Annotated in this window: 17 protein-coding genes; 11 read left to right on the forward strand and 6 right to left on the reverse strand. The window is 69.1% G+C overall.

Annotated features, from left to right (window positions below):
- Nucleotides 1–20: 20 nt before the first annotated feature.
- On the reverse strand, nucleotides 21–1,055 hold the full coding sequence (locus tag ABL838_RS24695; RefSeq protein ID WP_369661027.1) for an isocitrate/isopropylmalate dehydrogenase family protein: 1,035 nt from the start codon (nucleotides 1,053–1,055) through the stop codon (nucleotides 21–23).
- A gap of 367 nt (nucleotides 1,056–1,422) precedes the next feature.
- Between ABL838_RS24695 and metG the strand changes: the two genes are divergently transcribed.
- Nucleotides 1,423–3,543, forward strand: a complete 2,121-nt coding sequence (gene metG, locus ABL838_RS24700) for a methionine--tRNA ligase (protein ID WP_418122362.1) — start codon at nucleotides 1,423–1,425, stop codon at nucleotides 3,541–3,543.
- 28 nt (nucleotides 3,544–3,571) lie between these two features.
- Nucleotides 3,572–3,778, forward strand: coding sequence for a hypothetical protein (locus ABL838_RS24705; RefSeq protein ID WP_184642525.1), 207 nt, complete (start codon nucleotides 3,572–3,574; stop codon nucleotides 3,776–3,778).
- Nucleotides 3,779–3,793: 15 nt separating this feature from the next.
- On the opposite strand, the gene ABL838_RS24710 is transcribed toward ABL838_RS24705, so the two are convergent.
- Nucleotides 3,794–5,509: an enoyl-CoA hydratase-related protein gene (locus ABL838_RS24710; RefSeq protein ID WP_418122363.1), complete on the reverse strand. Its 1,716-nt coding sequence runs from the start codon at nucleotides 5,507–5,509 to the stop codon at nucleotides 3,794–3,796.
- A 114-nt stretch (nucleotides 5,510–5,623) separates the two neighbouring features.
- Complete coding sequence (locus ABL838_RS24715; protein WP_418125907.1) at nucleotides 5,624–6,085, reverse strand: Lrp/AsnC family transcriptional regulator; 462 nt, start codon at nucleotides 6,083–6,085, stop codon at nucleotides 5,624–5,626.
- A 102-nt stretch (nucleotides 6,086–6,187) separates the two neighbouring features.
- Between ABL838_RS24715 and ABL838_RS24720 the strand changes: the two genes are divergently transcribed.
- On the forward strand, nucleotides 6,188–8,455 hold the full coding sequence (locus ABL838_RS24720; RefSeq protein ID WP_418122365.1) for an aminotransferase class V-fold PLP-dependent enzyme: 2,268 nt from the start codon (nucleotides 6,188–6,190) through the stop codon (nucleotides 8,453–8,455).
- A gap of 61 nt (nucleotides 8,456–8,516) precedes the next feature.
- Nucleotides 8,517–9,023 (forward strand): DsbC family protein, encoded by a 507-nt coding sequence (locus tag ABL838_RS24725; RefSeq protein WP_184642529.1) that lies wholly within the window; start codon nucleotides 8,517–8,519, stop codon nucleotides 9,021–9,023.
- On the opposite strand, the gene ABL838_RS24730 is transcribed toward ABL838_RS24725, so the two are convergent.
- Nucleotides 9,020–9,496 carry an outer membrane protein assembly factor BamE gene (locus ABL838_RS24730; RefSeq protein ID WP_184642530.1) on the reverse strand — a complete coding sequence of 159 codons (477 nt, stop codon included), beginning with the start codon at nucleotides 9,494–9,496 and terminating at the stop codon, nucleotides 9,020–9,022. The two genes, ABL838_RS24725 and ABL838_RS24730, sit on opposite strands and share 4 nt — an antisense overlap.
- A gap of 71 nt (nucleotides 9,497–9,567) precedes the next feature.
- On the opposite strand from ABL838_RS24730, the gene ABL838_RS24735 reads away from it, so the two are divergent.
- The 7 genes from ABL838_RS24735 to ABL838_RS24765 all read left to right on the forward strand — a co-directional run bounded on the left by ABL838_RS24735 (nucleotide 9,568) and on the right by ABL838_RS24765 (nucleotide 15,150).
- A complete protein-coding gene (locus ABL838_RS24735) occupies nucleotides 9,568–9,774 on the forward strand; it encodes a DUF3460 family protein (RefSeq protein ID WP_126024735.1) in 207 nt (68 codons plus the stop codon).
- 79 nt (nucleotides 9,775–9,853) lie between these two features.
- On the forward strand, nucleotides 9,854–10,690 hold the full coding sequence (locus ABL838_RS24740) for a segregation and condensation protein A (RefSeq protein WP_019656612.1): 837 nt from the start codon (nucleotides 9,854–9,856) through the stop codon (nucleotides 10,688–10,690).
- Between the two features lie 10 nt (nucleotides 10,691–10,700).
- Nucleotides 10,701–12,275: an L-aspartate oxidase gene (gene nadB / locus ABL838_RS24745; RefSeq protein ID WP_418122367.1), complete on the forward strand. Its 1,575-nt coding sequence runs from the start codon at nucleotides 10,701–10,703 to the stop codon at nucleotides 12,273–12,275.
- A 69-nt stretch (nucleotides 12,276–12,344) separates the two neighbouring features.
- Nucleotides 12,345–13,262, forward strand: coding sequence for a 3-methyl-2-oxobutanoate hydroxymethyltransferase (gene panB, locus ABL838_RS24750; protein ID WP_418122369.1), 918 nt, complete (start codon nucleotides 12,345–12,347; stop codon nucleotides 13,260–13,262).
- A gap of 14 nt (nucleotides 13,263–13,276) precedes the next feature.
- Nucleotides 13,277–14,116, forward strand: a complete 840-nt coding sequence (panC, locus tag ABL838_RS24755; RefSeq protein WP_418122371.1) for a pantoate--beta-alanine ligase — start codon at nucleotides 13,277–13,279, stop codon at nucleotides 14,114–14,116.
- Nucleotides 14,113–14,751, forward strand: a complete 639-nt coding sequence (gene queE, locus ABL838_RS24760) for a 7-carboxy-7-deazaguanine synthase (protein ID WP_418122372.1) — start codon at nucleotides 14,113–14,115, stop codon at nucleotides 14,749–14,751. The genes panC and queE overlap by 4 nt, the downstream gene beginning before the upstream one ends.
- Nucleotides 14,752–14,787: 36 nt before the next feature.
- On the forward strand, nucleotides 14,788–15,150 hold the full coding sequence (locus ABL838_RS24765; protein WP_418122374.1) for a 6-carboxytetrahydropterin synthase: 363 nt from the start codon (nucleotides 14,788–14,790) through the stop codon (nucleotides 15,148–15,150).
- Nucleotides 15,151–15,279: 129 nt separating this feature from the next.
- On the opposite strand, the gene nadA is transcribed toward ABL838_RS24765, so the two are convergent.
- Together nadA and nadC are read right to left on the reverse strand one after the other, a co-directional pair.
- Complete coding sequence (nadA, locus tag ABL838_RS24770; protein WP_418122376.1) at nucleotides 15,280–16,401, reverse strand: quinolinate synthase NadA; 1,122 nt, start codon at nucleotides 16,399–16,401, stop codon at nucleotides 15,280–15,282.
- 7 nt (nucleotides 16,402–16,408) lie between these two features.
- Nucleotides 16,409–17,287 (reverse strand): carboxylating nicotinate-nucleotide diphosphorylase, encoded by an 879-nt coding sequence (gene nadC, locus ABL838_RS24775; protein ID WP_418122377.1) that lies wholly within the window; start codon nucleotides 17,285–17,287, stop codon nucleotides 16,409–16,411.
- Nucleotides 17,288–17,302 lie beyond the last annotated feature (15 nt).

Raw genomic sequence — 17,302 nt, forward strand, 5'->3', positions numbered from 1 at the left:
AAACGCGGCCGCAGCGGGGCTCAAGCGCCGTTGATGCGGCTGACCAGCGCCTTCGTGAACGCCTCGGTGCCGGCCGTGCCGCCCAGGTCGCCGGTGCGCACCTTGTCGATGTTCAGCGTCTCGTCGATGGCGGTGCGCAGGCGCGCGGCCAGTTCCGGCAGCTTCACGTGGTCGAGCATCAGCGCTGCGGCGAGCAGCAAGGCGGTCGGGTTGGCGATGCCCTTGCCGGCGATGTCGGGGGCGGAGCCGTGCACGGCCTCGAAGATGGCCGCGTCGGTGCCGATGTTGGCGCCCGGCGCCATGCCCAGGCCGCCGACCAGGCCAGCCACGAGGTCGGAGAGGATGTCGCCGAACAGGTTGGTCGTGACCAGCATGTCGAACTGCCAGGGGTTGAGCACCAGCTTCATCGCGCAGGCGTCGATGATGACCGTGTCGAGCTCGAACTTGCCCTTGTACTTCTTCTCGTAGAGGTCAAGGCCGGTCTCCAGGAAGATGCCCGTGAGCGCCTTCATGATGTTGGCCTTGTGCACGAGCGTGACCTTTTTGCGGCCGGTGGCGATGGCGGTCTCGAAGGCGTATTCGAGCAGGCGGCGGCTGCCCTGGCGGGTGTTGATGCCGGTGGCCATGGCCACGGCATGCGGGTCGCCGTCGATGGGCACGTAGTGCTCGTGGCCGATGTAGAGGCCCTCGAGGTTCTCGCGCACCACCGTCAGGTCGATCTTGTCGAAGCGGCCGCCGGGAATGATGGTGCGCGCGGGGCGCAGGTTGGCGTACAGCTGGAATTCCTCGCGCAGCCGCACGTTCGACGAGCGGTAGCCGCCGCCCGAGGGCGTCTCCAGCGGCCCCTTCAGGGCCAGCCGGGTCTTGCGGATGCTGTCGAGCGTGGCCTGCGGCAGCGGGTCGCCCGAAGCCTTGACGCCGCCCAGGCCGGCGATCTGCGTGTCCCAAGCGAAGGGCGCCTTCAGCGCGTCGAGCGCGGCCAGCGTGGCGTCGACGATCTCGGGGCCGATGCCGTCGCCGGGGATGAGGGTTGCGGGAATGGAGGTGGTGGTCATCGGCTTCGTCTCGCTTTCTGTCTGCGCTTTCTGGGTCGGGGGCTGGAGCATACGTCGCCCGCGCGACAGCGGCTCGTCGAGTGCCCCCACGTTGAGGCCACCTTTGAGGCCCTTCGCCGTTGCAGCCTCGCCGGCAGGCGCCCACGGCCACGAAGCGTCCGGCCCGACGCTCGGCGCTCCTTCGCTGGAAGGCAACTGCCAAGGCGCCAGGGGCGAGCTCGCGGAACCTGTCAAGAGAGCGGCGATACAGGCGGTGAAGTCGATGGCGTGCGGCGTGGGGTCGATGGCGCCATCGGACGCCCCCGACAGCCATGCAACCTAAAATGCCCGGTTCCCCCGTCAGCCACTCCCGAAAGCGCCCTCCCCGATGTCCGCCCCGCGCAAGCTCTTCGTCACCACCGCCCTGCCATACGCCAACGGCAAGTTCCACATCGGCCACATGATGGAGTACATCCAGGCCGACATCTGGGTGCGGAACCAGCGAATGAACGGCGCCGACGTCAACTTCGTGTGCGCCGACGACGCCCATGGCGCGGCCATCACCATCGCGGCCGACAAGGCCGGCGTGACGCCGCAGGCCTTCGTGGCCGAGATCGCCGCGGGCCGCAAGCCGTACCTCGACGGCTACTACATCTCCTTCGACAACTGGCACTCGACCGACGCGCCCGAGAACCACCAGCTCGCGCAGGACATCTACCGCGACCTGCGCGCCAACGGCCTGATCAGTACCAAAAGCGTCGAGCAGTTCTACGACCCCGAAAAGGGCATGTTCCTGGCCGACCGCTTCATCAAGGGCGAGTGCCCCAACTGCCATTCGAAGGACCAGTACGGCGACAACTGCGAGGTGTGCGGCGCGGTGTACGCGCCCACCGAGCTGATCAACCCCTACTCGGCCCTCTCGGGCGCCAAGCCGGAGTTGCGCAGCTCCGAGCATTTCTTCTTCAAGCTGTCGGACCCGCGCTGCGAGGCCTACCTGAAGGAATGGACCGCCGCCGCCGGCCACGTGCAGCCCGAGGTGCAGAACAAGATCCGCGAGTGGCTCTACAAGGACGACGAGGGCAAGGGCGGCCTCGGCGACTGGGACATCAGCCGCGACGCGCCCTACTTCGGCATCGAGATTCCCGACGCTCCCGGCAAGTACTTCTACGTGTGGCTCGACGCCCCCGTGGGCTACCTGGCCTCGCTGAAGAACCTGCTGGACAAGCGCTGCATCGAGCTGGGCGGCGACGGCATCTCGTACACCGAGTACATGGCCGACCCCGAGCTGGAGCAGGTGCACTTCATCGGCAAGGACATCATCACCTTCCATACGCTCTTCTGGCCCGCGATGCTGCACTTCAGCGGCCGCAAGGCGCCCGACGCGGTGTACGTGCACGGCCACCTCACGGTGAGCGGCGAGAAGATGAGCAAGAGCCGCGGCACCGGCATCGACCCGATGAAGTACCTGGCCATCGGCCTGGACCCCGAATGGCTGCGCTACTACATCGCCGCCAAGCTCAACGGCCGCAACGAGGACATCGACTTCAACCCCGAGGACTTCGTCGCGCGCGTCAACAGCGACCTCGTGGGCAAGTACATCAACATCGCCAGCCGCGCAGCCGGCTTCATCGGCAAGCGCTTCGGCGGCAAGCTGGGCGAAGTGTCGGCCGACGGCGACGCGCTGCTGTTCACGCTGCGCGACGCGGCGGCGCAGCTGCATTCGCTCTACGACGGCCGCGACTACGCCCGGGCGCTGCGCGAGGTGATGGCGCTGGCCGACAAGGTCAACGAGTACGTCGACCAGAACAAGCCCTGGGAGCTGGCCAAGAAGGAAGGCGCCGAGGCGCGCCTGCACGACGTGTGCACCGTGTGCATCGAGGCCTTCCGCCTGCTCACGCTGTACCTGAAGCCGGTGCTGCCGGCGCTGGCGCTGAACGTCGAGGCCTTCCTGAAGATCTCGCCGCTGACCTGGGCCGACGCCGCGCAGCCGCTGCCCGCGGGCCACGCCATCGGCGAGTACAAGCACCTGATGCAGCGCGCCGACGCCAAGCTGGTCGACAAGCTCTTCGACGCGCCCGAACCGGCCGCCTCGGCAACTCCGGCCGCAGCCGAGGCGACGGAGCTGCCGGGCGGCGAAGCCATCGCGCCCACCATCGCCATCGACGACTTCGCGAAGATCGACCTGCGCATCGCGAAGATCGTGGCCTGCGAGAAGGTCGAAGGCTCGACCAAGCTGCTGCGCCTGACGCTGGACGCCGGCGAGGGCACCGACCCGCAGGGGAGTCCAATTCTTCGCAACGTGTTCAGCGGCATCGCCTCGTCCTACCAGCCCGAGCAGCTGGTGGGCAAGCTCACCGTGCTGGTCGCCAACCTCGCGCCGCGCAAGATGAAGTTCGGCGTGAGCGAGGGCATGGTGCTGGCCGCCAGCCATGGCGACGAAAAGGCCCACCCCGGCATCCACGTGCTCGAACCCTGGACGGGCGCGACGCCGGGCATGCGGGTTCGCTGACCGGCTTCATTCAGGAAAAGGAACCGCCATGACAGCACTGCTGCGCCGAGCCCTTCTGCTTGCATCGCTTTCGTCCCTGCTGGGCGGCTGCGCGGTGGTGACGGTGGCCAGCACGGCGGTGAGCGTGGGCGCCGGCGCTGTCGGGCTGGCCGCCGACGCGGCCATCGGCACGGCGCGCATCACGGGCAAGGCCGTGGGCGCGGCAGCCGATGCGGTGATTCCCGACAGCCAGTGAACAGGCCCGGCAGGCTCAGTCCGCCAGGCCCAGCCGCGCCACGTGCGGCGGCGTGTGCAACGCCTTTTCCTTGCGCACGAATGCCGACCTGAGACCCGCATGCGGCTCTCGCGCGTCGAAGAAGTTGCGGCGCATGTGGGTCAACTCCTCGTCGCGGTAGCGCTGCAGCGGCTTGATCGACTCGTCCTGCTCGCGCATCGCTTTCTTCCGCGCGATGCGATCGGCCAGCTCCTGCGAAGCGGCCAGTTCCGCAGCCAGCCGGGCCACTTCGGCGCCCAGCTCCTCGGGCGCGGCCTGCAGCACGCGCTGCGCCATGCCGAGTTCGACCGCGCGCTTCGCGCTCACCGGCAGGGCCGACTGCGTGAGCCGCAGCGCCTCGCTCTCACCCACGCGGCGCGGGAGGATGTAGGTCCAGTATTCCGAGCCGTGCAGGCCCATCAGCCTGTAGTGCGGGTTGAGCACGGCGCCGTCGCGGCACCAGACCTCGTCGGCCGCCAGCGCGAGCATCACGCCACCGGCCGCCGCGTTGCCGCCGAGCGCCGACACGGTGAGCCGGTCGGTGGTGGTCAGCACCGCCTCGACGAGGTCGTTCATCGCGTGGATGTTGGCCCAAGACTCCTCGGCCGGGTCCTCTGCAGCCTCGATCACGTTGAGGTGGATACCGTTCGAAAAGAAGTCGCGCACGCCGCCCAGCACCAGCACGGAGGTCGGCCGGGTGCAGGCGAAGCGGTAGGCCTCCAGCAGCCGGCGGCATTGCGCGGTGCTCATCGCGCCGCCCGGAAAGCTGAAATTCAGAACGCCGACCGCGCCCTGCTCGCTGTAGCGAATGTCTGAGAAGGTACGACGGCCCGCCGGCAACTGCAGCGGCGCCGGCACCTCGGGCACTTCGGAGGACAGCAGGTCGCCCAGCGCCTCGACGGCCGGCAGCTTGTAGCTGGGCAGGCGCGAGCCGGGTTCGCGCCAGGGACGCAGCTGCTGGATCCACACCGCGCCGTCGACGGTGGCGCGACAGATGGCGCCGGCGCGGGTGGCGATCAGCTCGCCTGGGCGGCTGCCGCGCAGCTCGTCCTCGGGATGGCCGCCGTGCAGGTACCAACGCGCGCCCAGCAGTTCGTCGAGCACGCCGGGCTGCGAATCGGCCGCGCGCAGCTTGCGCAGCACCGCTTCGGTCGGGTCGGAGGTCCAGTCGATGCGCCGCTCTTCCTGTTTCATGAAGGGCCGCCAGCCGGCGGCCAGCGCGGCGGCTTCCTGCTTCTGCGGCTTGTGCCTGCCCGAAGCAAGGCGCTCGACGGCGAGCAGCACGGCGTCGAGCGCCGCGTCGGCCACCTCGCCGCGGTACAGGTCGCTCTTGCCGGCCAGCGGCGGCAGCTTCAGCGGCGACCAGGCCCAGACGTCGCCCCCGTCCATCTCGGCCACGGCCTCGAGCACGGTGACGCCCCAGCTTTCAGCGCCGCCCTGCAGCGTCCAGTCGAGTGACGAGGGGCCCCGGTCGCCGGGCGGGCCGGGGTGCACGATCAGGCAGGTGTGGGCGGTCCAGATGTCTTGCGGGATCGCCGTGGTCAGCATCGGCGCCACGACGAGCTGCGGCGCATGCACCCGCACCGCCTCGCGCAGTGCGTCGTCATTGCCGAGGGCCAGCGCCACGCCGACGGTGTGGCCCTGGTCCTGGAGTTCGGCGAGAACCCGTTGCGTCAGGCTGTTGAACGCGCTCGCGACAAGCAGGATGTGCATCGGATGGCCCCGGTAATGTCAGCAACCAAATGTCAATGAATGTCAAAAATGTATCTGTAAGCCTCGCTCCGGATAAGTTGACTGAAAGTTCGCATGGCGGCCTCGCCGCTGTTTTCATTCGACGTAGGAAAGCGGCAGCGCGGTGGTGAACTTGATTTCCTCCATCGCGAAGCTGGAGCTCACGTCCGACAGGTCGGTGTCGGCGGTCAGGCGCTTGTAGACCTTGTCGTAGGCCGCGATGTCGGGCACGACCACCCGCAGCAGGTAGTCGATGTCGCCGCTCATCCGGTAGAACTCGACGACCTCCGGAATCACGTCGACCACCGCCTTGAAGTGCTCGAACCAGGTCTGCGAGTGCGTGCGGGTGCGCACCGCGACGAACACGGTGACGCCCACGTTCACCTTCTGCGGATCGACCAGCGTCACGCTGCGGGTGATGACGCCGGCCTCCTTCAGGCGCTGGATGCGCCGCCAGCAGGGCGTTTGCGACAGGCCGACCTGCGCGGCCAGCTCGGCGACCTGCCATTCGGCGTTTTGCTGCAGCAATTCGAGGATCTTGCGATCCATGGAATCAATTTTTATCTTCTTCATATTTTTGAGAACAGGATTCTCAAATACTGAAGAAATGGAGCCTGGAACGCAAGCCTTTTCCCGGTGCGTCTTTGCAGAATCCTGTCCATGGAAATCTATCTGGACGCCAACGCCACCACCCCCGTTATTGCCCAGGCCCGCGCCGCGGCACTCGCCGCCATGGCCGGCGATTTCGGGAACCCCAGCAGCATCCACACCACCGGCCTGAAGGCCCGGGCGCTGATGGACGCCGTGCGCGCCCGCGCCCGCCGGGTGATCGGCGCGCCATCGGGGCAGCTGCTGTTCCTCAGCGGCGCGACCGAAGGCATCCAGACCGCCGTGCTCTCGGCTCTGAGCGCGCTGCGTGCCCGGCGCCAGGCCGGTGACACCGCCGCCGATCTGCTGCTCTACGGCGCGACCGAGCACAAGGCCGTGCCAGAGGCGCTCAGGCACTGGAACGCGCTGCTGGGCCTGAACCTGGAGGTGCTCGCCATTCCCGTGGGCCGCGACGGCCGCCACGATCTCGGCTGGCTGCGCGCCCATGCGCCGCGCGCCGGCATGGTTTGCACGATGGCGGCCAACAACGAGACCGGCGTGGTGAGCGATCTCGACGGCATTGCCGCCGCGCTCGCAAGCAGCCCGGCGCTGTGGATGGTCGACAGTGTGCAGGCCCTGGGCAAGCTGCCGCTGTGGCTGGGCGAGCGGCCCATCGACTACGCGCCCTTCTCCGGCCACAAGCTCTATGCGCCCAAGGGCATCGGCATGCTGTACGTGCGCCAGGGCGCGCCCTTCACACCGCTGATGGCCGGCGGCGGCCAGGAAGACTCGCTTCGCTCCGGCACCGAGAACATGTCGGGCATCGCGGCGCTGGGCGCCGTGCTGGAGGCGCTGGAGGAAGGCGGGACCTTCCAGGACCACGGCACGCTCGCCGCCTGCCGCGATCGCCTCGCCGCCGCGCTGCGCGATGCCTTCCCCGGCCTGGTGTTCAACGCGCCGCCCGAGCTGTCCCTGCCGACCACGCTGAACTTCTCGGTGCCCGGCCTGAGCTCGAAGCTGCTGCTGGACCTGTTCGACGCCGCCGACATGCGCGTCAGCGGCGGCTCCGCCTGCGGCGCATCGAAGGCCCGGCCGAGCTACGTGCTGGAGGCGATGGGGCTGCCCGCGTGGCGCACCGCATCGGCGGTACGGCTGTCCTTCGGCCCGGCCGCCGACGATGCCTTCATCGACGAGGCATGCGCCCGCATCCGCGCATGCGGCGAATCGTTGCGCGACAGCTGCCTGAGCACCACGCCGCAGAGCCACGCGCTGCCGCCCGAGCGGCTGACCCGCTTCGTGGTCGATGGCGCCTGCTGCTACCTGCTGGCCGATGCCGCCAGCCGCCGCTGCGTGGTCATCGACCCGCTGCCCGAGCTGACCGGCCAGCTCACGCAATGGCTGGGCTGCCACGGGTACACGCTGGCCGCCGTGCTCGACACGCACAGCCATGGCGACCACGCCTCCTCCGGCCCCGAGCTGCTCGCCGCCGTGCCCGAATCGCAACGCGAGGCCGGCCCCGTGGACGCGCTCGGATGGCCGCAGGGCGCGCAGCAGATCGGGCTCGGCGCGCAGCGGCTCACCAGACTGGCGCTGCCCGGCCACACCGCAGACTCCACCGCCTACCTGCTGCACGATGCCGGCGGCCTGCGCCTGGCCTTCGTCGGCGACACCCTGATGCCCGGCGCGCTGGGGCGCAGCGACTTCGCTCAGAGCGAGCCGCTGGCCTACGGCCCCTCGCTGCTCAAGCTGCAGCAGGCGCTGCAGCCGGGCACGCTGATGCTTCCGGGCCACGACTACGACGACCGCTTCGCCGCCACGCTGGACACCGAATGCGCGGCCCAGCCGCTGCTGAGGCAGGTGCTCTCCGGCGCCCTGGACGCGGCCGGCTTCGCGAGCGCCAAGGAGGCGCTGGAACGCGGCCTCGCGCTCACCGAATACCAGACCATGGCCTGCGGCGCCCGTGTCGACACCTGCACCGCCGGCCCGGCCTTCGACCTGAGCCCCGAGGCCCTGTCCACCCTGCAGCAGGCGCACCCCGGCCTCGTGCTGGTCGACGTGCGCGAGCCCTACGAGCAGCGTGTCGGCCACGCGCCCGTGCTGGACGCGGCGACCCGGCTGCAGGCCGTGCCGCTGTCGAGGCTGCCCAACGCCCTGCCCGACTGGCTGGCGCTGCCCGAAGAGACGCCGGTGGTGTTCTTCTGCCGCAGCGGCAACCGCAGCGCGCAGGCCGCCAAGGCTCTGCGCCGGCTGGGCCATGCGCAGGCCTGGAGCCTGGCCGGAGGGCTCGCGCTGTGGCCGCGAGAATCATCCGCCGAAGCGCTGCATGCGCAGGCCGCCTGACCTCTTGAAAGCCCCAGTGAATCTACGCCGCGAACTTCTCCTCACCGCTTGCGCACTCGGCATGCTGCCGTCCGCCTTCGCCCAGCGCCGCTCCGACTCCGTCGAAGGGCGCTTCGGCAAGCTCGACGGCATGCGCTTCGAGCAGTTGCCCTTCCAGGACGCGATCAAGGTCGTGCACGGCGACGGCAAGCGGCAGATCGCGGTGTTCTCCGACCCGAATTGCGGCCATTGCAAGCGCGTCGACAAGGACCTGAAGGCGCTCGGCAACGTCACGGTGCACGTGTTTCTCTATCCGGTGCTGGGCGAGGATTCGTCGGCCAAGGCGCGCAATCTGTGGTGCGGCGGCAGGAACAGGGCCGCAGCGTGGGAAGCCTGGATCGAGAAAGGCGCCGAGCCCACGTCATCCGCCGGCGGCTGCGACACGTCGGCGCTGCAGCGCAATGCCGCGCTCGGGCGCAGGCTGGGCATCCGGGGCACGCCCGCGCTGGTCTTCGGCGACGGCACCTTCGTGCCTGGTGCGATTCCCGTGCGCTGGATCGAGCAATTGCTCGCGACCGGCCGGAGCTAGGGGGCTTCGGTGCCGCGATCGGGCGAAGAGCCGCTGCGCACCACGCGCTGGTCGTCGTCGAGCGTGGCGGTGAAGACCATGGCCGAGTTCGGCGGCTGCACCCAGCGCCATTCCCATTCGGTCTCGCGCCTGAGCGCGTAGGGCGTGACCTTGGCGGGCTTGCCCAGCATCTTGCGCAGGTCTTCCATCATCATGCCGGGCTGCACCTTGGCGAAGTTCTCGGGCGTGAGCACCTGCCGCAGGGCGCTCATCTTCCCGTCGGTGCCGATGGTGATCATGTAGTTCTTCTGGCCCGCGGGCTGGCGGTTGTACTCGAACACGCGCGCGCCGCCCGCGCCGTCCCAGATGTTCTCGGGCTGGCCGAAGCGGGCCCGCACGTCGGCCTCGGTGGAGACGCCTTCCTCCAGCTCGCCGATGTTCTTCGAGTCGCATGCGGCGAGCCCGATCGCAGCCGCCAGACACCCGATTGCCATGCCGATCCGCCACCCTTGAAGTTGCTTCATGCCGTCCCCGGTAAAATTCGCGCCGATTAAAGGTCCAGTCTATGTCCATCTTCCGCCGCCCCCACTACACCTCCGAGATCACGAACTTCATCGAGGAGATGAAGGAAAAGAAGCCGACGCTGGAGGCCGAGCAGCGCGCCGGCCGCGCCCTGCTGTGGGACAAGCACCTCGACCGCGGCCTGCTGGAGGAATACAGCGAAGCCCGCGTGCCCCAGCAGCCCTACGTCTACCAGACCCAGACGAAGTAAGCCATTCGCCGATGCCGAATTGGCAGCAAATCCCCGTCCGCATTGCGTCGGCCGCTATTGAAACGGTAGCGCCGGCACGATGAACAGCGACGAGGACAACGGCACGCTGGTGGTCGACATGCCCGAGGTGGTCGACCAGGTCGCGCTCGCGAGGCTCTATGGAGAGCCGCTGTTCGCGATGCCGAAGGACCTGTACATCCCGCCCGAGGCGCTGCAGGTGTTCCTGGAGGCCTTCGAGGGCCCGCTCGACCTGCTGCTCTACCTGATCCGCAAGCAGAACTTCAACATCCTCGACATCCCGATGGCGGGACTCACGCGGCAGTACCTGAGCTACGTCGACGAGATCCGCCAGAGCAACCTCGAGCTCGCGGCCGAGTATTTGCTGATGGCCGCGATGCTGATCGAGATCAAGTCGCGCATGCTGCTGCCGCCCAAGAAGGTGGCCGACGGCGAAGAGGCCGAAGACCCGCGCGCCGAACTCGTGCGCCGCCTGCTCGAGTACGAGCAGACCAAGCTGCAGGCCGCCGCCATCAGCGCCATGCCGCAGTACGGCCGCGACTTCTGGAAGGCGCAGGTCTACATCGAGCAGTCGCTGAAGCCGCGCTTTCCCGACGTGGACGTGATCGAGCTGCGCGACGCCTGGGCCGACATCATGAAGCGCGCCAAGCTCGTGCAGCACCACAAGATCTCGCGCGAGGAACTCAACGTGCGCGAGCACATGAGCATCGTGCTGCGCCACCTGCAGGGCCAACGCTTCGTGGAGTTCGAGAAGCTCTTCGACGTGTCGCGCGGCGTGCCGGTGCTGATCGTCACCTTCATCGCGATGCTGGAGCTCGCGAAGGAGACGCTGATCGAGATCACGCAGGCGGAAGCCTTCGCTCCCATCTACGTGCGGCTGGCGTACTCCCCTTCCTGATTCATACCTCGTGCGCGACTTCGACGTCCTCATCGTCGGCAGCGGATTGGCCGGCCTCTCGGCGGCGCTGCACCTGGCGCCCACGCACCGCGTGGCCGTGCTGACCAAGCGCGCGCTGAACGACGGCTCCAGCGCCTGGGCGCAGGGCGGCATCGCGGCGGTGCTGGCCGCGGGCGACAGCTTCGACGCGCACGTCGAGGACACGCTGGTGGCCGGCGCCGGCCTGTGCGACCCCGAGGCCACACGCTTCGTGGTGGAGCACGCGCCCGAGGCCATCGGCTGGCTGCGCGAGCTGGGCGTGCCCTTTTCCGAAGAAGATGGCGGCCTGCACCTGACGCGCGAAGGCGGCCACAGCCAGCGCCGCATCGTGCACGTGACCGACGCCACCGGTGCGGCGGTGCAGCAGGTGCTGATCGAACGGGTGCGCCGCACGCCGAACATCGCGCTGTTCGAGAACCACACGCTGGTCGACCTCATCACCGGCCCGAAGCTTGGGCTCGACGACCCCGCCTGCCTGGGCCTGTACGCGCTCGACGGAGATACCGACGAGGTGGTGGCTTTCCGCGCGCCGCACACCATCCTGGCCACCGGCGGCGCGGGCAAGGTGTATCTCTACACGACCAATCCGGACACGGCCACCGGCGACGGCATCGCCGCCGCGTGGCGCGCGGGCTGCCGGGTGTCGAACATGGAGTTCATCCAGTTCCACCCGACCTGCCTGTACCACCCGCACGCGAAGTCCTTCCTGATCAGCGAAGCGGTGCGCGGCGAAGGCGGGCTGCTGAAACTGCCCGATGGAACCCGCTTCATGCCGGAACACGACGGGCGCGCCGAACTCGCGCCGCGCGACGTGGTGGCCCGCGCCATCGACTTCGAGATGAAGAAGCACGGCCTGGACTGCGTGTACCTCGACATCTCGCACCAGCCGGCCGCGTTCCTGAAGGAGCACTTCCCCAACATCCTGGCGCGCTGCCTGGAGCTGGGCATCGACATCACGCGCGAGCCCATCCCGGTGGTGCCGGCCGCGCACTACACCTGCGGCGGCGTGCTCAGCGACCTGAGCGGGCGCACCGACATCCCGGGCCTCTACGCCATCGGCGAGACCGCCTGCACCGGCCTGCACGGCGCGAACCGGCTTGCGAGCAACTCGCTGGTCGAGTGCATGGTGTTCGCGCGCGCGGCGGCCGGCGCCATCGCCTCGGCACCGGTGCGCGAACTCGCCGAACTGCCCGCCTGGGACGACAGCCGCGTCACCGACGCCGACGAGGCCGTGGTCATCTCCCACAACTGGGACGAGCTGCGCCGCTTCATGTGGGACTACGTCGGCATCGTGCGCACCAACAAGCGCCTGGAGCGCGCGAGCCACCGCATCGCGCTGCTGCAGGCCGAGATCCAGGAGTTCTACGCGAACTTCCACGTCACGCGCGACCTGCTCGAGCTGCGCAACCTGGTGCAGGTGGCCGAGCTGATCGTGCGTTCCGCGCAGGCCCGCCACGAGAGCCGTGGCCTGCATTTCAGCCGCGACTACCCCTCGCTCGCCGAGCCCACCGCACCCACGGTGCTGGCGCCTCCGGCAGACCGATAACCCCCACCCGTTCGTTTTTCTTCACTCAAGGATGCCCGGCCACCGACGCCCGCAGGGAGAAACCCAACCATGTCGAACACCACACCCGCCACCACATCCGTTACCACCCCCGTCACGGAGGCACCGCCGGCCTCGCCCTACGGCACGCTGCCGCCGGCCTCCCCGCCCGCGTCGCGCAAGCCGGTGAGCCTGCCGAGGCTGGCCGACATGCACGCGCGCGGCGAGAAGATCGCGATGCTCACCGCCTACGACGCCACCTTCGCCGCCATGGCCGACGCGGCCGGCGTCGACTGCCTGCTGGTCGGCGACTCGCTCGGCATGGTCTGCCAGGGCCTGAACAGCACCGTGGGCGTAAGCCTGGACACCATGCGCTATCACACCGACAGCGTCTCGCGCGGCCTGCGCCGCGTGCAGGGCACGGCCTGGCTCATCGCCGACCTGCCCTTCGGCAGCTATCAGGAATCGCGCGAGCAGGCGCTGCGAAGCGCCACCGTGCTGATGCAGGCCGGTGCGCACATGGTCAAGCTCGAAGGCGGCGGCTGGACCACCGACACGGTGCGCTTCCTGGTCGAGCGCGGCATTCCCGTGTGCGCCCACCTCGGCCTCACGCCGCAGACGGTGCATGCGCTGGGCGGCTACCGCGTCCAGGGCAAGGGCGACACGGCCGGCGCACTGCTGAAGCAGCAGGCCCATGAACTGCAGGACGCGGGCGCCGCGATGCTGGTGCTCGAGATGGTGCCGGCCGCGCTGGCCGCCGAACTCACCGCAGAGTTGAAGCACTGCGCCACCATCGGCATCGGCGCCGGCAAGGCCACCGCCGGACAGGTGCTCGTGCTGCACGACATGCTGGGCATCAACCTCGGGAAGATGCCCAAGTTCGTGCGCAACTTCATGGCCGACGCGCCGGGCGTGCTGCCCGCGCTCAAGGCTTACGTGCAGGCCGTCAAGGACGGCAGCTTCCCCGACGACCGACTCCACGCCTGGTAAGGAAGGAAACCCTCATGTACATCGCACACACCATCGCCGAACTGCGCGATCACCTGGCCGCCTTCAGGCGCCCCGCCTTCGTCCCGACCATGGGCAACCTGCACGACGGCCACCTGGCCCTGGTGAAGCAGGCGAAGCCGCTGGGCGACGTGACGGTCGCCAGCATCTTCGTGAACCGCCTGCAGTTCCTGCCGCACGAGGACTTCGACACCTACCCGCGCACCTGGGAGAGCGACTGCGAGAAGCTGCGCTCGGCCGGCTGCGACGTGCTGTTCGCGCCCGACGAGAAGGCGCTCTACCCCGAGCCCCAGACCTGCAAGGTGCACCCCGACCCGGCGCTGGCCGACATCCTCGAAGGCCACTTCCGCCCGGGCTTCTTCGTCGGCGTGTGCACGGTGGTGATGAAGCTCTTCCAGTGCGTGCAGCCGCGCGTGGCCGTGTTCGGCAAGAAGGACTACCAGCAGCTGATGATGATCCGGCATATGGTCCGGCAGTTCGCGCTGCCCATCGAGATCGTGGGCGGCGAGACCTTCCGCGCCGACGACGGCCTGGCGCTCTCGTCGCGCAACGGCTACCTCAGCGAGAGCGAGCGTGCCGAGGCGGTGCAGCTGTCGAAGGCGCTGAAGGCGATGGCCGAGGCGGTGCGCTCGGGCGAGCGCGACCTCGGCGCGATCGAGGCCCGCGCCATGCAGGCGCTCGCGCAGCGCGGCTGGCAGCCCGACTACCTGGTGCTGCGCCGCCGCTCCGACCTGCAGGCGCCGGCTGCCGGCGAGCCGCTGGTGGCGCTGGCCGCCGCGCGGCTGGGCAGCACGCGGCTGATCGACAACCTCGAGATCGAGACGGCTGCCCCATGACCTACAGCGTCAAGGAAATCTTCTACACGCTGCAGGGCGAAGGCGGACAGGCCGGCATGCCGGCCGTGTTCTGCCGCTTCGCGGGCTGCAACCTCTGGACAGGCCGCGAGGAAGACCGCGCCTCGGCCATCTGCCGTTTCTGCGACACCGATTTCGTCGGCACCGACGGCACGCTGGGCGGCAAGTTCAAGACCGCCGCCCTGCTGGCCGACACCATCGCCGCGCAATGGCCTGCCACCGATGCCGACCACCGGCTGGTGGTGCTGACCGGCGGCGAGCCGCTGCTGCAGGTGGACGCGGCGCTGGTCGACGCGCTGCACGCGCGGCGCTTCCGCATCGCGGTCGAGAGCAACGGCACGGTCGAAGCGCCCGAGGGCATCGACTGGCTGTGCATCAGCCCCAAGGCCGGCGCGCCCTGGGTGCAGCAGCGCGGCCAGGAGCTGAAGCTGGTGTGGCCTCAGCCAGGCATCGACCTCGGCGCCATGGCGCGCACCGGCGAGTTCACCCACCGCTTCCTGCAGCCCATGGACGGCCCCGACCAGCTCGCGAACACCGAGCTGTGCATTGCCGAATGCATGAAGCAGCCCGTGTGGCGCCTGAGCGTGCAGACGCACAAGATCACCGGCATCCGCTGAGGCAGAGCCTTTTTCCCCGAGTTTTTGTTTTCGACGATGCGATTCACCATCAGCCAACGCTTTTTCTTCGATGCCGCCCACACGCTCAAGCGCGAGATCGAGGCCGAAGGCAGCCGCCGTATCCACGGCCACACCTATCACGCGGAAGTGTGGCTCTCGGGCGAGCGCGATCCTGTGACCGGCATGGTGATCGACCTGGGCCTGCTGCGTCGCAGGCTCGAGGAAGTGCGCGAGCAGCTCGACCACCACCTGCTGGACGACGTGCCGGGGCTGCATCCGCCGACGCTGGAGAACCTGTGCGTGTTCATCGCGGATGCGCTGCCGGACCTGCGGCCCTCGCTGGCGCGCGTGCGGGTGTGGCGCGAGGCGATGGGCGATTCCTGCACCGTGGATTTCTAGGGGCTTGCTCCCTCTCCCCTCGGGGAGAGGGTTGGGGTGAGGGCTGACGGCGTCGAAGGCCACGCGGTGTTGTAAGGCCCAAGACCCTCACCCTAACCCTCTCCCGCACGCGGGAGAGGGAACAACACCTCAGGCGGCGCCGATGCCCGCCACCAGGCTCCCCGGCGCCTGCCCCTTCTTCAGCCCGGCCGTGAACGCCAGCATCCGATCGATCGGCACCCGCGCCCGCAGCCCCAGCGCCGGATCGACATGGATCTCCCCCGCCCCCGTCTCCAGCGCATTCGCCAGCTCCACCAGTCCGTTCATCGCCATCCACGGGCAATGCGCGCAGCTCTTGCAGGTGCCGCCGTTGCCGGCCGTGGGCGCCTCGATGAAGACCTTGCCGGGGTTCAGCGTGCGCAGCTTGTGCAGCATGCCGGTGTCGGTGGCGACGATGAACTCCTTGGCGTCCATGCGCTGCGCGGCGTTGAGGATGGCCGAGGTGGAGCCGACCGCATCGGCCAGCGCGATCACGTCGGAAGGCGACTCGGGGTGCACCAGCACCTTGGCCTTCGGGTGCTCCTTCATCAGCAACTCGAGCTCCAGCGCCTTGAACTCGTCGTGCACGATGCAGGCGCCGTTCCAGCTGACCATGTCGGCGCCGGTCTGGCGGCGGATGTAGTCGCCCAGGTGGCGGTCGGGGCCCCACAGGATCTTCTGCCCCGCCGCATGCAGCGCGTTCACCACGTCGAGCGCGCAGCTGGAAGTGACCAGCCAGTCGGCGCGCGCCTTCACGGCCGCGCTGGTGTTGGCGTATACGACCACTGTGCGGTCGGGATGCTGGTCGCAGAAGGCGCTGAACTGGTCGACGGGGCAGCCCAGGTCAAGCGAGCAGTTCGCGTCGAGGTCGGGCATCAGCACGCGCTTCTCGGGCGAGAGGATCTTGGAGGTTTCGCCCATGAAGCGCACGCCCGACACCACCAGCGTCTGCGCGGCGTGGTCGCGGCCGAAGCGCGCCATCTCGAGCGAGTCGCTCACGATGCCGCCGGTTTCCTCGGCGAGGTCCTGCAGGTCGGGATGCACGTAGAAGTGCGAGACCATCACCGCATTGCGTTCGCGCAGCAGGCGGCGGATGCGCTCCTTCAGGGCGATGCGCTCGTCGGGCGATGGCTCGGGCGGCACGCGCGCCCAGGCGTGGCGGGTGTCGCAGACGGCGCCGGCCCTGGTTCCGGCGGGCTGCTCGTAGTCGACGTCGATGACCGTGGACGACATGGACGGATCAGCCTTCCTGGAAACGCATCGAGTAGTCGATCGCCTTGACGTCCTTGGTCAGGGCACCGACGGAAATCCGGTCGACGCCGGTCTCGGCCAGGGCGCGCAGGCCCTCCAGGGTGACGCCACCCGAAATCTCGAGCACGGCCTTGCGGCCTTCGCCGGCCCCGTCGTTGATGCGCACGGCCTCGTGCAGCGTGGGCAGGTCCATGTTGTCGAGCAGCACCATGCGCGCCCCGGCGTCGAGCGCCTCGCGCAGCTGGGCCAGCGTCTCGACCTCGACCTCGACGAACTCCGCCTTCGCGGCGGCAGGCGCCACCGCACGCAGGGCTGCCGCCACGCCGCCGGCTGCGGCGATGTGGTTTTCCTTGATGAGCACCGCGTCGTACAGGCCGATGCGGTGGTTCAGGCCGCCGCCGGTGCGCACGGCGTATTTCTGCGCAAGCCGCAGGCCGGGAATGGTCTTGCGAGTGTCGACGATGCGCGCGCGGGTGCCGCGCACGGTGTCGGCGTAGAGGGCGGTCTTGGTGGCGACGGCGCTCAGCAGCTGCAGGAAGTTGAGCGAGGTGCGCTCCGCCGTCAGCAGCGCGCGGGCCGAGCCTTCGATCTCGAGCACGGTCTGGCCAGCCTCGCAGCGCTCGCCCTCGGCGCAGAGCCACTGGATGCGCACCTGCGGATCGAGCTGCCGCAGCGTGGCCTCCACCCAGGGCGCGCCGCAGACCACGGCCTCCTCGCGGGCCAGCACGCGGGCGCGGGCGCTGCGGGCGGGGTCGACCAGCGAGGCGGTGAGGTCGCCGTCGGCGACGTCTTCCTGCAATGCACGGGTGGCATCGGACAGGGCCAGCGCGGCCACGGCCGACGCTGAAAAATCAAAGCGAAGGCTCATGGCTCTCTTTGTCTC

The organism is Variovorax sp. 160MFSha2.1, assembly GCF_048305075.1.
Lineage (GTDB): Bacteria > Pseudomonadota > Gammaproteobacteria > Burkholderiales > Burkholderiaceae_C > Variovorax > Variovorax guangxiensis.

Coding starts and splice junctions, on each gene's coding strand:
- nadA (WP_418122376.1), bottom strand. CDS start 16,401: ATGTCGTCCACGGTCATCGACGTCGACTACGAGCAGCCCGCCGGAACC.
- ABL838_RS24720 (WP_418122365.1), top strand. CDS start 6,188: ATGGAAATCTATCTGGACGCCAACGCCACCACCCCCGTTATTGCCCAG.
- metG (WP_418122362.1), top strand. CDS start 1,423: ATGTCCGCCCCGCGCAAGCTCTTCGTCACCACCGCCCTGCCATACGCC.
- ABL838_RS24710 (WP_418122363.1), bottom strand. CDS start 5,509: ATGCACATCCTGCTTGTCGCGAGCGCGTTCAACAGCCTGACGCAACGG.
- queE (WP_418122372.1), top strand. CDS start 14,113: ATGACCTACAGCGTCAAGGAAATCTTCTACACGCTGCAGGGCGAAGGC.
- nadC (WP_418122377.1), bottom strand. CDS start 17,287: ATGAGCCTTCGCTTTGATTTTTCAGCGTCGGCCGTGGCCGCGCTGGCC.
- ABL838_RS24730 (WP_184642530.1), bottom strand. CDS start 9,496: ATGGCAATCGGGTGTCTGGCGGCTGCGATCGGGCTCGCCGCATGCGAC.
- panB (WP_418122369.1), top strand. CDS start 12,345: ATGTCGAACACCACACCCGCCACCACATCCGTTACCACCCCCGTCACG.
- ABL838_RS24740 (WP_019656612.1), top strand. CDS start 9,854: ATGAACAGCGACGAGGACAACGGCACGCTGGTGGTCGACATGCCCGAG.
- ABL838_RS24735 (WP_126024735.1), top strand. CDS start 9,568: ATGTCCATCTTCCGCCGCCCCCACTACACCTCCGAGATCACGAACTTC.
- ABL838_RS24705 (WP_184642525.1), top strand. CDS start 3,572: ATGACAGCACTGCTGCGCCGAGCCCTTCTGCTTGCATCGCTTTCGTCC.
- panC (WP_418122371.1), top strand. CDS start 13,277: ATGTACATCGCACACACCATCGCCGAACTGCGCGATCACCTGGCCGCC.
- ABL838_RS24725 (WP_184642529.1), top strand. CDS start 8,517: ATGCTGCCGTCCGCCTTCGCCCAGCGCCGCTCCGACTCCGTCGAAGGG.
- ABL838_RS24695 (WP_369661027.1), bottom strand. CDS start 1,055: ATGACCACCACCTCCATTCCCGCAACCCTCATCCCCGGCGACGGCATC.
- ABL838_RS24765 (WP_418122374.1), top strand. CDS start 14,788: ATGCGATTCACCATCAGCCAACGCTTTTTCTTCGATGCCGCCCACACG.